10 protein-coding genes are annotated in these 14176 nt (G+C 59.8%); 7 read left to right on the top strand and 3 right to left on the bottom strand.

The window, feature by feature from the left end:
- Position 1 precedes the first annotated feature (1 nt).
- From C4N22_RS06405 to C4N22_RS06415, 3 genes are all read right to left on the bottom strand, one after another.
- Entirely contained in the window at positions 2-931 is a 930-nt protein-coding gene (locus tag C4N22_RS06405) for an ABC transporter permease (RefSeq protein WP_022256932.1), read from the bottom strand.
- 14 nt (positions 932-945) lie between these two features.
- Positions 946-1905, bottom strand: coding sequence for an ABC transporter permease (locus C4N22_RS06410; RefSeq protein WP_347476101.1), 960 nt, complete (start codon positions 1903-1905; stop codon positions 946-948).
- A 114-nt stretch (positions 1906-2019) separates the two neighbouring features.
- The gene (locus C4N22_RS06415) at positions 2020-3804 is read right to left on the bottom strand and encodes a peptide ABC transporter substrate-binding protein (RefSeq protein ID WP_181567181.1); all 1785 of its coding nucleotides are present in this window, start codon (positions 3802-3804) and stop codon (positions 2020-2022) included.
- Positions 3805-4066: 262 nt separating this feature from the next.
- Here C4N22_RS06415 and C4N22_RS06420 point away from each other — a divergent pair, with 262 nt between their 5' ends.
- The 7 genes from C4N22_RS06420 (at position 4067) to C4N22_RS06450 (ending at position 14099) form a co-directional block, all read left to right on the top strand.
- The gene (locus C4N22_RS06420; RefSeq protein ID WP_022256929.1) at positions 4067-5830 is read left to right on the top strand and encodes a tyrosine-protein phosphatase; all 1764 of its coding nucleotides are present in this window, start codon (positions 4067-4069) and stop codon (positions 5828-5830) included.
- Between the two features lie 325 nt (positions 5831-6155).
- A complete protein-coding gene (rny, locus tag C4N22_RS06425; protein ID WP_022256928.1) occupies positions 6156-7730 on the top strand; it encodes a ribonuclease Y in 1575 nt (524 codons plus the stop codon).
- Between the two features lie 442 nt (positions 7731-8172).
- Complete coding sequence (locus C4N22_RS06430) at positions 8173-9882, top strand: peptide ABC transporter substrate-binding protein (RefSeq protein WP_112148376.1); 1710 nt, start codon at positions 8173-8175, stop codon at positions 9880-9882.
- 131 nt (positions 9883-10013) lie between these two features.
- Entirely contained in the window at positions 10014-10949 is a 936-nt protein-coding gene (locus tag C4N22_RS06435) for an ABC transporter permease (RefSeq protein WP_112148563.1), read from the top strand.
- Position 10950: 1 nt separating this feature from the next.
- Positions 10951-12054 (top strand): ABC transporter permease, encoded by a 1104-nt coding sequence (locus C4N22_RS06440; protein ID WP_112148377.1) that lies wholly within the window; start codon positions 10951-10953, stop codon positions 12052-12054.
- Positions 12055-12067: 13 nt separating this feature from the next.
- Positions 12068-13165 carry an ABC transporter ATP-binding protein gene (locus C4N22_RS06445; RefSeq protein WP_112115512.1) on the top strand — a complete coding sequence of 366 codons (1098 nt, stop codon included), beginning with the start codon at positions 12068-12070 and terminating at the stop codon, positions 13163-13165.
- A 1-nt stretch (position 13166) separates the two neighbouring features.
- The gene (locus C4N22_RS06450) at positions 13167-14099 is read left to right on the top strand and encodes an ABC transporter ATP-binding protein (protein WP_112148378.1); all 933 of its coding nucleotides are present in this window, start codon (positions 13167-13169) and stop codon (positions 14097-14099) included.
- The last annotated feature ends 77 nt before the right edge of the window (positions 14100-14176 follow it).

The following is a 14176-nucleotide window of genomic DNA, read 5'->3' on the forward strand; positions in this document are numbered from 1 at the left end:
CTTATTCAATGGTGCGGGGGTCCAGCGCGTCGCGCAGACCATCGCCCAGCAGGTTGAACGCCAGCACCGCAATGCAGAGCACTGCCGCCGGGAAGAACAGCTGCCAGGGGTAGAAATCCATCTTGGCCTTGCCCTGGCTGATGAGGACGCCCAGGCTGATGACATCGCTGGACAGGCCCATGCCGAGGAAGCTCAGGCTGGCCTCGGTAAAGATATAGCTGGGGATGCTGGAGCAGAGGTTCAGGATCAGGATGCTGACGGTGTTGGGCAGCAGGTGCTTGATGATGATGCGGACCGGGGAGGCACCGATCATCTGGGCCGCCTGCACATACTCGGATTCCCGCAGCTGCATGAGCTGGCCGCGCATCTGGCGGGCCGTGCCGCACCAGGAGGTGATGCACATGGCAAACAGCAGGCCGCCCACGTTCTGGCCCACCACCATCATGATGAGCAGGGTGATGAGCAGGGAGGGGAACGAGGTGATGACCTCAATAACACGCATCATCACGCTGTCCACGGTGCCGCCAAAGTAAGCCATGGCACCGCCATAGGCGCAGCCCACCACGATCTGGATGGTGGAGCAGACCAGTGCCACGATGAGGGACAGCCGGGCGCCGATCCAGACACGGCAGAAGATATCACGGCCCATGGTGTCGGTGCCAAACCAGTTGGCACTGTTCGGAGCCGTATTCTTGATGGACGCGTTGATCTTGATGTACTCCTGGCCGCTGATGGTGGGGCCCAGCAGCACGAAGAAGAGGACCACGGCCAGCATCACCATGGCGACGACAGCCAGCGGGTTCTTCTTGAGTCGGCGCCACGCGCCCTGCCAGTAGGTGATGGTGGGACGGTCGATCTTTTCCGCGTCAAAGCGGCTGTGGTCCACCCGGGCTGCCTGCTCCGGGGTGAGGAATTTTGCAGTTTCACTCATAATGCCGCGCCTCCTTACCGCTTGCCGCCGCGGATCCGGATGCGGGGATCGACGACGGTGTACAGAATATCGGTCACAAAGACCACGATGATGTAGAGCGCTGCCAGAATGACGGTCTCGCCCATGACGATGGTGACATCCTGTGCCGCCACGGCATTGACGTAGTACAGGCCCAGGCCCGGGATGGAGAAGACGCTCTCAATGAAAAACGAGCCGGTAATGCACATGGCCACGCTCATGGGGAGGTTGGTCACGATGGGGATGAACGAGTTGCGCAGGACGTGGTGCAGGATGACCTCCCGGTGGGTGAGGCCCTTGGACTCGGCAGTCAGGATGTAATCCTGATTCATGACATCCAGCATACTGGCCTTGAGCAGGCGGGCATAGGACGCGATGTAGCCAAAGCAGCCCGCCAGAGTGGGCAGCACGGTGTAGTTCCAGCCGCTGGTCCACAGATGGTTACTGGGCCAGCCGATGACCGGGAACCACCCCAGCTTGCCCGCAAACACCTGTTGCAGCAATAGCGCAAACACCAGGTTTGGCACGGAGATGAGCAAAATGGACAGGGCCACGACGAGATAATCCCAGAACGAGCCCTTTTTCACGGCTGCCAGCACGCCCAGTGCCAGACCGAGGGAAACGCCCAGCAGCATCTGCTGGATGCCCAGCCGGGCCGAGATGGGGGCTTTTTCCTTGATGATGGACTGGACGGTCTGGCCCTCATAAATGATCGACTCGCCAAAATCGCCGTGGACAAGGCCTTTCATGGTGATGACGTAGCGCTCCATCACAGGCTTGTCCAGGCCGTATTTCGCATACATGCGGGCAGCCACGCTGTCCGGCAGCTTTTCCACGCGGGCCGAGAGGGCATCGCCGGGGGTGGCTGCCAGCAGGAAGAACGTTGCTGTTGCGATGATGAACAGGGTGAACAGCATGATCACAAACCGTTTCACCGTATATTGTAGCATTTTCATAGCAGCTAAATCCTCTTTTTATCCGGGCATCGGGGGGACCCCGGAATACAAAAATAAGCGAGGAGAACGCTGTGGCTCTCCCCGCTCTCTCCAAAAGCGAGAGTTTGATCGGGATCAGTGTGCCAGGATCTTGACACGAGAGAACTCGAAGTCAGAACCAAACATGGGCATGCTCAGGCCGGAGACGTAGCTCTGGACATAGATCTGGCTGTTATCATAGTACAGAGGCACCAGACCGCCCTCGTCCAGCAGCAGCTTCTCAGCCTTGCCGAACAGCTCCATGCGCTCGGCATCGTCCTGGCTGGCACCGGCCTTCTCGATCATCTCGTCGTACTCGGGGTTGGAGTAGCCGCCCATGAACTTGGCGTAGCCGCTGCCGGTGACCCACAGCTCAAAGAACGTCATGGGGTCGTTGTAGTCGCCGTTCCAGCCCTGCAGGTAGAAATCGTACTGCTGGGCGTTGCGGGCAGTCACGTACGTGCTGGTATCGGGGTAGGTGTCGATCTGGACCTTGACGCCCAGGTTCCCCTCCAGCTGCTGCTTGAACCACTCCAGCTGACTGGTCTTCTCGGTGGTGGCACCGTAGGAGATGACGGTCAGGGTCACGTCAGAGGCAGTGCCTGCCACGCCGGCCTCGGCCATGCCCTCTTCAAACAGGGCCTTGATGGTATCGGGAGAAGTATCCTCGTCTGCATAGGGTTCCGGATTGGCCGCGCGGAACTCCTGCTCGCCCACGGTGATGCCGTAGGGGATGACGCCGTAAGCGGTGGTAACCAGGCCCTCTTTGAACATGGCGTTGAACTCCTCGCGGTCAAAGGCCAGTGCAATGGCCTTGCGGCACTTGGGGTTCAGCATCACGCCGGAGGGGCCGCCGGTCGCGCCGTCCTCGGTGTGCTGGTTCAGCACCAGATAGTTCACACTGGGCTCGTCCTTGCCGAAGTACTGGAACGTACCGTCAGCAACCTTGTTCTGCCAGCGGTCCACATACTCAAAATCGGTCAGCTTCAGCACATCGATCTGCTGGCTCTCCATCAGCTGAGCCTGGGTAGAAGTCTCATCGACGACACGGAGATTGATCTGGGTCAGGGTGACCTCGTCGGCGTTCCAATACTTCTCGTTCTTCTTCAGGGTCATGTTGTTTTCCAGCACACGGTCACTGATGTAGAACGGGCCATTATAAACGTGCAGGGTATAATCGTTGGTCCAGTTGCCGCCCGCGGCCTCAGCTGCATCGATCAGGTCCTTGCGGACGGGGTAGAAGCAGACCATGCCAACCTTTTTAATAAAGGCGGGGTCCGGGGTGGTCAGGGTAGCCTTGAACGTCAGGTCATCCACCAGCTCCACAGCCACATCTTCCAGCTTGCCGCCGTTCTCGCAGTAATCCTCCGCGCCCACGATGCCGTAAGCTAGGAACGCGTAGCTGAAAGCCAGGTCGGGGTTGACCAGACGCAGCCAGCTGTCCACATAGTTCTGGGCGGTCACGGGCTGGTCATCGCTCCAGACCATGCCCTCACGCAGGTGGAACGTATAGGTCAGGCCGTCGTCGGAGACATCATAGCTCTCGCAGCCCGCGTTCTCGACCACATCCACACCGTTCTCATCGGTAAAGGTGCGGAACAGGCCCTCCTGCACAGCGGTCAGCACTTCAAACTCGTTGGAGTTGCGGACATCGTTGACATCAATGAGGGCCAGGTCGGTGTAGATCAGGTTCAGCACCTGCTCTGCGGCCAGCTCGGTGGTAGCAGGAGCGGCAGAAGCAGCAGCGGACGCTGCAGAGGACGCGGTGCTGCTGGAGGAACCGCCACAGGCGGTCAGGACACCGGCTGCTGCCACAGCGGCAGAGCCTGCGCCGACGGCTTTCAGGAAGCTGCGGCGGCTGATGGAATGTTTAGATGCCATGGTGAAATCTCCTTTTATCATCCGCCCGGTTGAAAGGGTGCCGGGCTGTTTTGCCACAAAACCTATCAAGCTGGTATGTTATTATACTTTTAGATTCAGGCGAGTTTAATGATACCACCTTGTGAATGCCCTGTCAACCAAAGTGCGGTCTGGTTGCGTATTTTTCATGTTTTTTATTCCCATCTTCTTTACAATTCACGGAAACCGCGTTATTCTTTAATATATTACAGTGCATCCGCAGCACTGCTTTCAGGAGGGGCCCATGGATATCCGCCAGCTGCACTATTTTCTGGTCCTGTGCGAAGAGATGAATTATACCCGCGCCGCCCAGCGGCTGTTTTTGTCGCGCCAGGCACTGCGGCAGTGCATCACCGCGCTGGAAGCCGAGCTGTGCGGCCCGCTGTTTGTCAGCGCCCACCACAAGCTCTCCCTCACCGACCGGGGCGTGAGCCTGCAGCGCCATGCCGCGCCGGTGGTGGAGCAGTTCCAGCAGATGCAGGCCGCCCTCCATGCGGAGATCCAGTCTGCCCAGCCCGTCCGCATCGGCATCAGCGTGTCCCTCGTGCCGGACTACCTGCCCGGGCTGGAAACACAGCTGGACAAATTCCGCCAGCAGTACCCCCACATTGCAATGCGGTTCCGCCTTTTGGCCAACGATACCGTGGCCGATGGCGTGGAGCAGGGAGAGCTGGACGCCGGTCTCGTGATGGACCTGGGCTGCGCCGCCAAGGTGCTGGCCCGCACCACCCTCCGGGCCGACCCCGCCTGCCTGCTGGTGCCCCGGGGGCACCCGTTCTGGGAGAAAGAGAGCGTTCCCCTCGCCGAGCTGCGGGGCCAGCGCGTGCTGCTGCCCAGCCTGCGGCAGGATCTGTTTGCCCCCCTGTGGGACAGCTGCGCCCGGGCAGGCTTTGCGCCGGACGCGGAGGTGGGCCCCAGCTTCTATCAGGCCTACTATTTAGTACAGGAGCAGCTCTGCACCTGCTTGACCCGGTACGAGCCGGGGGCCCGGCGGGAGCTGGACCGGGTGCGGGACGTCCTGCTGGAAGACCTGCCCCCACTCTGTGTCTCGCTGGTGCAGCGCCGGGACCACAGTTCCGCCTACATCGACCTGCTCCGCAGCTATCTGATGGAGGTGCTGGGCGGGGCCGCCAGCCTGCCGCCCCGCCGCGGACGCCCGGCCAAGCCGTTCTACAACTTCCCGGTGCTTTCCAGCACCGCCCCGGCCGCTGCCGCACCCGTGCACCCGGCACCCGGCACCCCCCTGCCTTTTGCGGGCGGACACAACTTCCGAGAGCTGGGCGGCTATGAGGCCGACGAGGGCAAGCATGTCAAATGGGGGCAGATCTACCGCGGCATCACCACGGCCTGCCTGACCAGCGCGGCGGACCGCAAGCTGCTGGACAGCCTGGGCCTCCGCCTCATCCTTGACCTGCGCAGCGGCACCGAAGCCGCCGCGGCCCCGGACTATGTGCCGGACGGTGCCCGGCTGGTGCAGATCTGCGGCCTCTGCCTCGAAGACGGCAAAGAAGTGGATTTCTCCCCGGAAGACCGCTTCACCCTGCTGAAAGGGATGCCCGACGAGGGCAACCGGATGGCCCGGGCCATGTATGAGCGGATGCTCCACGGCAACAAGGCCTACAAAGAGCTGTTCCGGGCGCTGGAAGCCGGCGAAACGCCGGTGCTGTTCCACTGCTCCGGCGGCAAGGACCGCACGGGCGTGGCCGCCATGCTCATCCTGCTGGCCCTCGGCGCTTCCGATGAGACCATCTGCGCCGATTTCGTCCAGTCCAACACCTGCCGCAAGGAAGAGATCGAGGCCCTGTGGGCCGAGCACGCCGAGGAGATCGCCGCCCGACCGGAGCAGAAATACTTCTACCTGGGCATCTCGGGCGTCCACCCGGACGACGGGCCGTTCGTCTTACAGACCATCCGGGAGCAGTACGGCACCACCGACGCTTACCTGGAAGCCGAGTACGGCCTGACCCCCGCCCGCCTCATGCGGCTGCGCCGGATGTATCTGGAGTAAAAATTTTTTCAAAATAATTCGCCTTCAAACAAGCTTCTCCCTTGACAATGTCCGGAATCTCTCGTAATATAGATAGTAGTATGGAATCCTTGACGCTGCGTGCCGGGGCATTCCGCAACCAATATTTCAATGGGGCTTCATCTGCCCGTTTTTATAAGATAAACTTGTAAATCAAAAAGCTGCATCATTCCGCCCGCAGGGGGAGTTTTCTCCTCTGCGTATCGTTTTGTTGTCACTTTTCCGTTGAAAGCTGGATTTTTTCAAAAACCCACGCCCTGTTTCGCAGCGTCTCATTAAATTTGATTTTTTGAGGAGAGTGAACACGATGCCCACAATCGCAGTGATTGTGGTCGTAGTCGTGATCGCCGTTGTGGCAGGTGCCGCGGGTTATTTTATTGGTTATAACAACCGTAAAAAAACCGCTGAGGCTCAGATCGGCAGTGCCGAGGCCGAGGCTACCCGCCTGGTGAACGAAGCGATCAAGACCGCAGACCAGAAACGAAAAGAAGCCATCCTGGAAGCAAAAGACGAGGCATTCAAGCTGAAAGCCGAAGTGGACGCCCAGAAAGCCGAAGCCGACAAGGAGATCAAGCAGCGCCGCGCCGAGATCAGCCGCCAGGAAAACCGCGTGGACCAGAAAGAGACCGCCCTCGACCGCAAGACCGAGGCGCTGGAGCGCAAGGAAGAGGAACTGAAAAAGAAGCACGAGGAAGCCGACGCCCATCTGGCTGAGGTAGACGCCCTGCGCGCCAAGGAGATGGAGCGGCTGGAAACGCTGGCCGGCCTGAGCCAGGAAGACGCCCGCGAGGTGCTGCTGCACAAGGTGGATGAGGAGCTCACCCACGAAAAGGCTGTCCGTGTGGCCGCCTATGAGACCGACCTGAAAGAGAACTGCGAGAACATCGCCCGCAATCTGGTGGGCCAGGCCATCAGCCGCTGCGCTGCCGACCACTGCAGTGAGACCACGGTCAGCGTCGTTCCGCTGCCCAGCGATGAAATGAAAGGCCGCATCATCGGCCGCGAGGGCCGCAACATCCGCGCGCTGGAAACCGCCACGGGCGTGGACCTCATCATCGACGATACCCCGGAGGCCATCACCCTGTCCTCCTTTGACCAGACCCGCCGTGAGGTGGCCCGCATGACGCTGGAGCGCCTGATCGGTGACGGCCGCATCCACCCCGCCCGCATTGAGGAGACGGTGGAGAAGTGCCGCCACGACCTGGAGCTGCAGATGAAGCGGGAGGGCGAGAAAGCCGTGATGGAGCTTGGCATCCACGGCCTGCACCCCGACCTCATCAAACTCATCGGCCGCCTGAAGTATCGCACCAGCTTTGGCCAGAACGCTCTGACCCACAGCATGGAGGTGGCCTGGCTGGCCGGTCTGCTGGCAGGCGAGATGGGCGTCAATGTCACGCTGGCACGCCGCGCCGGCCTGCTGCATGACATCGGCAAGGCGCTGGACCACGAGATCGAGGGCAGCCATGTCCAGATCGGTGTGGACATCTGCCGCAAGTATAAAGAGAACACCCAGATCATCCACGCCATTGAGGCCCACCACGGCGACGTGGAGCCCAAGACCCCGCTGGCATTCATCATCCAGGCCTGCGACGCCATCAGCGCTGCCCGCCCGGGTGCCCGCCGTGAGAACGTGGAGAGCTATGTCAAGCGCCTGGAGAACCTGGAGGAGATCTCTTCCAGCTTTGAGGGCGTTGAGCAGGCCTTTGCCGTGCAGGCAGGCCGTGAGGTCCGCATCATGGTCAAGCCCGACGTCATCAGCGACGATCAGGTCATCCTGCTGGCCCGCTCCATTGCCAAGAAGATCGAGGACACGCTGGATTACCCCGGCCAGATCAAGGTCAACGTCATCCGCGAGAGCCGTGCCGTCGAATACGCAAAGTAAAATCTCATCGTTTCAGAGCCGCTGCATTTGCAGCGGCTCTTTTTGTTTCCGGTGTAAAAACAGATGACGATTGTTCAAGTGACGAGAAAGAAAAATGAGCCGTTTTCTTTCAAAAACAAAGTAACCCGCAAGATTCGTCCTTGCACAAAATACAAGTATTACTCATTTCATGCAAGTTGTCCTTGTATTGGATACAGTGCAAGAGCAAAACTATACAAAAATTAGCAAGTAGATTTTTTGCATCATTGGGCATTTCACAGAAATCACCCACTTTCCCGTCAAAACAGCGAAAAACCACTTTTCTTTTTGTGCAACGGGGAGTATAATGCAGCCATAGCACAAAGGTGTGTGAAGCTCCAGAGGGGGAGCAGACCGCCCTGTGCATTTTTTAGAAGATATCGCTTTATAGCTTTAAAGCGGTGAAGAGAGGGGAAAAGATATTATGAGATTCGATCGTCGTATTTCGCGCCGCAGCTTCCTGGCTGCTGCAGGTGTCTCCGCTGCTGCTCTGGCCCTGACGGCCTGCGGCGGTTCTTCCAGCTCCACGGCTGCTGCTTCTACCGCAGCTTCCGGTGCAAGTTCCGCAGCTGCTGGCACGGCTGCCGGCGGCACCCTGAACGTCATGCTGGAGACCGAGGTCCAGTCTCTGGACCCGCAGGTCGCAACCGACGGCACCTCCTTTGAGGTCATCGCCGATTACACCGACGGCCTGATGCAGATGGATACAGACGGTTCTGCCGTGCCCGCCATTGCAGAGACCTATGACATCAGCGAGGACGGCAAGACCTACACGTTCCACCTGCGCGATGCAAAGTGGTCCAACGGCGATGCCGTGACGGCTGCGGACTTCGTGTTCGGCTGGCAGCGCGCCGTCGATCCCGCCACCGCTTCCGAGTACTCTTACATGCTGTCCGACATTGGTCAGGTGGTCAACGCCGCTGAGATCATTGCCGGCGAGAAGCCCGTTACCGACCTGGGCGTGACCGCTGTGGATGACAAGACCCTGGAGGTCCAGCTGAATGTTCCTGTCAGCTACTTCCTGAGCCTGATGTACTTCCCCACGTTCTACCCCGTCAACGAGGCATTCTATAACACCTGCGCCGACACCTTTGGCACCAGCCCCGACACCGTGCTGTCCAACGGCGCATTCATCCTGACCGATTACCAGCCCGCTGCTACCGCATTTGAGCTGGCCAAGAACCCCGATTACTACGACGCTGACTCCATTTCTCTGGATGGTCTGGCTTACCAGGTCATTAAGGACAGCCAGCAGGCCCTGATGAGCTACCAGACCGGTGCTCTGGACATGACCCTGCTGAACGGCGAGCAGGTCGATCAGGTCAAGGATGACCCCGAGTTCACCAGCGTGGGTGCCGGCTACCTGTGGTACATCAGCCCCAACGTGGACGGTGTGCCGGATCTGGCCAACCTGAACCTGCGCAAGGCCATGACCTTTGCACTGGACCGCGACGCCATTACCGGCGACGTGCTGAAAGATGGTTCCACCCCTGCTTACACCGCTGTGCCTGCACAGTTTGCAACCGGCCCCGACGGCAGCGATTTCAGCGCCGATCAGACCAAGTTTGCAGATTCCTGCGCATACGATCCGGACAAGGCCAAGGAATTCTATGAGGCTGCCAAGGCCGAACTGGGCAAGGATTCGTTCACCTTTGATCTGGTCGTTGATGCCGACGATGCTCCCCAGAAAGTGGCACAGGTCGTCAAGGAGCAGCTGGAGACCACGCTGGAGGGCCTGACCGTCAACCTGACCGTGGAGCCCAAGAAGCAGCGTGTGCAGGATCTGCAGGACGGCAACTTCCAGCTGGGCCTGACCCGCTGGGGCCCCGACTACGCTGACCCGATGACCTATCTGGGCATGTGGGTCACCGGCAACTCCAACAACTACGGTCTGTGGAGCAACGCCGACTACGATGCCATCATCGCCGAGTGCACCACCGGTGACCTGTGCACCGACCCCGAGGGCCGCTGGGCTGCCATGTACGACGCAGAAGCCATCGTGCTGGATCAGGTCGTCATCTTCCCGCTGTACGGCCAGTGCAACGCCGAGATGATCTCCTCCGCCGTCAAGGGTGTGGAGCATCACCCCTGCGCTCTGAACCGCGTGTACAAGCGTACCACCAAGAGCGTCTAATTGAACATCCATTGCTGAACAAGGCCGCACAGTGGCCCGCAAAAGCCACTGTGCGCCTTTTTGGCATCGTACCTGTCCGCAGCTCGCGCACGGTTGACCGCAGCTGCAAAAGAAAAGGGGGTTCACCCGTCGTGAAAAAATATACGCTCAAGCGGCTTCTGACCTCATTGTTCACGCTGCTGGCCATCCTGCTGGTGCTGTTCATCCTCATGCAGCTGATGCCCGGCTCCCCGTTCAACGATGAAAAGCTGACCGCTGACATGCGGGCTGCGCTGTACGCCAAGTATGGTCTGGATCAGCCCATCTACATCCAGTTCTTCCGCTATGTGGGCAACATGCTCCGGGGCGACCTGGGCGTGAGCTACAACATCTCCAAGAACACGCCCATCTCCCAGCTGGTGCAGGCCCGCCTGCCCATCTCCATCCAGATCGGCGGCATGGCCGTCACGCTGGGCGCGCTGGTGGGCCTGGTGCTGGGCATCATCGCCGCCCTCAAGCGGGACACCATTTTTGATACCGTCGCCACCATCATCTCGGTCATCGGCGTTTCGGTGCCGTCCTACGTCTTTGCGCTGGCACTGAGCTATACCTTCGGCTTCAAGCTCCGCTGGTTCCCCATGCTGTTCTCCGCAAAAGACATCTTTGGTTCCAGCGTGCTGCCCAGCGTGTCGCTCTCCATGTTCACCATGGCGTCCATTGCCCGTTTTACCCGCAGTGAAATGATCGAGGTGCTGGATTCCGACTACATGCTGCTGGCCGAGAGCAAGGGCATCTCCGGCCCGGCGCTGATCTTCCGTCACGCGCTGCGCAACGCCCTCATCCCCATCATCACCGTGCTGGCTCCTCTGATCGTGGATCTGATGACCGGCTCTCTGGTGGTCGAGAAGATCTTCGCCATCCCCGGCGTGGGCAGCCTGCTGGTGACGGCCATCCAGTCCAACGATTACAACGTTGTCATTGGTCTGAGCTTTATCTACAGCGCCATGTACATTGGCATCATGCTGGTCGTTGACCTGCTGTACGGCATCATTGACCCGCGCATCCGTTTGGCAAAGGGGGACGACTGATATGGCAGAAAAAGCGATCCGGCTGGGCGGCGAATCCACCGCCGCCGCCATCACCCAGACCGTGGATGGTCTGTACCCCGAGCACAAGTTCAACGAGGCGGATTTCACCCTCAAGCACAACGACGATGAGATCGCCGTGGACTCCAACTTTGCAGCCCAGAGCTTCTGGAAAGATGCCCGCATCCGCTTCTTCCGCAAGAAGAGCGCCGTGCTGGGCCTCATCCTCATCGTGTTCATCGTGCTGCTGGCCATCTTTGGCCCGGGCATGAACAGCTACACCTACTCCGGCCAGGAGCTGAGCCAGAAAAACTTTGCCCCCCGTGTGCCGGGCATCGAGAGCTTCGGCATTCTGGACGGCAGCGAGAAGATGAGCACCACCACCGGCACCAAGATCGTCAACAATTACGTCGAAAAAGGCAAGGACGATGTGTACTACTGGTTCGGCAGCGACCTGTATGGCCGTGACATCTGGACCCGCACCTGGGAGGGTGCCCGCGTCTCCCTCATCATCGCCGTGGCTGCCGCCATCATCGACATGGTCATTGGCATGAGTTACGGCCTGATCTCAGGCTACTTTGGCGGAAAAGTGGATCTGCTGATGCAGCGCTTCCTCGAAGTGGCCAACGGCATCCCCCGTCTGGTCATCGTGACCCTGCTGCTGCTGATCTTGCAGCCCGGCATGATCACCATTATCTTTGCCCTGATGCTGACCGAGTGGGTGGGCATGAGCCGCATTGCCCGTGCCGAGATGCTCAAACTGAAAGATCAGGAGTTCGTGCTGGCGTCCCGCACGCTGGGTGCGGGCAGCTTCTTCATCATCTTTAAGGAAGTCCTGCCCAACATCATCGGACCCATCATCACCCAGGTCATGTTCAGCATCCCCACCGCTATTTTTACCGAGGCTTTCCTTTCGTTCGTGGGTCTGGGCATCCCGGTGCCCCAGTGCTCGCTGGGTTCGCTCATCAGTGAGCTGTACAACAGCTTTACCACCCACCCCTACCAGATCATCCCGCCCATCGTGGTCATGAGCCTGCTGATGCTCAGTTTCAACCTGGTGGCCGATGGTCTGCGCGAGGCACTGGACCCCAAGATGAAGAGCATGTAAGGAGGAACACACCATGCCTGAAAACAAAAAAGAACAGGTGCTGTCGGTGCGTGACCTCGACATCACCTTTAAGACCACCGCAGGCAAGGTCCACGCCATCCGCGGCGTGAACATCGACCTGTACAAGGGCGAGACGGTGGCTCTGGTCGGCGAGTCCGGCTCGGGCAAGTCCGTCACCATGAAAGCCGCCATGGGCATCCTGGCCCAGAACGCCATCGTCAACAGCGGCTCCATCCAGTTCAGCTACCACCACGCCGACGGCTCCCCCGAGACCGTGGACCTGCTGCAGAAAGACAAAAAGTGGATCCGCCGCCACATCAACGGCAAGCGGATCGCCATGGTGTTCCAGGACCCCATGACCAGCCTGGACCCCACCATGCAGATCGGCAAGCAGATCATGGAGGGAATGCTCTGGCACTTCAAAATGCCCAAGGATCAGGCCTACAAAAAGGCTGTGGAGCTGCTGGAAGAGGTGGGCATCACCGATGCGGAAAAGCGGATGAAGAACTACCCCCATCAGCTGTCCGGCGGTATGCGGCAGCGCGTGGTCATCGCCATCGCGCTGGCCTGCGACCCCGACCTGCTCATCTGCGATGAGCCCACCACCGCTCTGGACGTGACCATTCAGGCCAAAATCCTGGAGCTGATCCGCTCCATCCAGAAAGAGCGCGGCATCTCGGTCATCTACATCACCCACGACCTGGGCGTTGTGGCCAAAGTCGCCGATTATGTGGACGTCATGTACGCCGGCAAGATCGTGGAGACGGGCACTATCGACGAGATCTTCTACGAGCCCCGCCACCCCTACACCTGGGGCCTGCTGTCCGCCATGCCCGATCTGGACACCGCCGACGACCGCCTGTACACCATCCCCGGCTCGCCGCCCAACCTGCTGCATGAGAAGCCGGGCGACGCCTTTGCCCCTCGCAACCATTTTGCGCTGAACATTGATGACGAGGTAGACCCGCCCATGTTCAAGATCACCGATACCCACTATGCGGCCACCTGGCTGCTGGACCCCCGCGCTCCCAAGGTGGATATGCCGCCGGAGCTGGCCCAGCGCATTGCCCGCATGAAAGCGGAAGCAAAAAAGATCGAGGAGGCGGAGTAACATGGCAGCTCAAAGTGCTACCCCTCTGCTGAAAGTCGAGGGCTTGAAGCAATATTTCAAGGTAAACAAAAACTTTACCATCAAGGCTGTGGACGATGTCAGCTTTGAAATTTATCCCGGTGAAACGTACGGTCTGGTGGGCGAGTCCGGCTCGGGCAAGTCCACCATCGGCCGCAGCATCATCCGGCTGTACGACCCCACCGCAGGCAAGATCACCTTTGACGGGCAGGATATCAGCGGCAGGCTGAACCACAGCCAGAACAGCACCCTGCGCACCCAGATGCAGATGATCTTCCAGGACCCCATGGCCTCCCTGAACCCCCGCAAAAAGGTGGAGGACATCATCGGCGAGGGACTGGACATCCACCACATGTATCAGAATCAGGAGGAGCGCCGCGCCAAGGTCGAGGCCATTCTGGCCAAGGTCGGTCTGGCTCCGGAGCACGCCGAGCGCTACCCCCATCAGTTCTCGGGCGGCCAGCGCCAGCGTGTGGGCATCGCCCGTGCCCTCATCATGAACCCCAAGCTCATCATTGCCGATGAGTGCATCTCGGCACTGGACGTGTCCATCCAGGCCCAGGTGGTCAACCTGATGAAAGACATCCAGCAGGAGACCGGCACGGCCTACCTGTTCATTGCCCACGACCTGTCCATGGTCAAGTACATCTCGGACCGCATCGGTGTGCTCCATCTGGGCCACCTGCTGGAGACGGGCACCACGGAAGAGATTTTTGAAAATCCCATCCACCCCTACACCCGCAGCCTGCTGTCCGCCATCCCGCTGCCCAACCCCGTGGTCGAGAAGCGCCGCGTGGCAGAGACGTACGACTACGCCACTTCCGGCATCGACTACACCCAGGGCACCAACCACCACGTCAGCGGCAGCCACTACGTCAAGTGCACCGACGACGAGTTCCGCAAGTGGACGAAGTAACCGTCCCGCAAAAGTTTACCGAACCTCTCCCCGCGCAGGGTCTGACCGTGTCCCCCGCGGGGAATTTTTATATGATA

The sequence above is a fragment of the Faecalibacterium prausnitzii genome (assembly GCF_003287495.1).
Lineage (GTDB): Bacteria > Bacillota > Clostridia > Oscillospirales > Ruminococcaceae > Faecalibacterium > Faecalibacterium prausnitzii_I.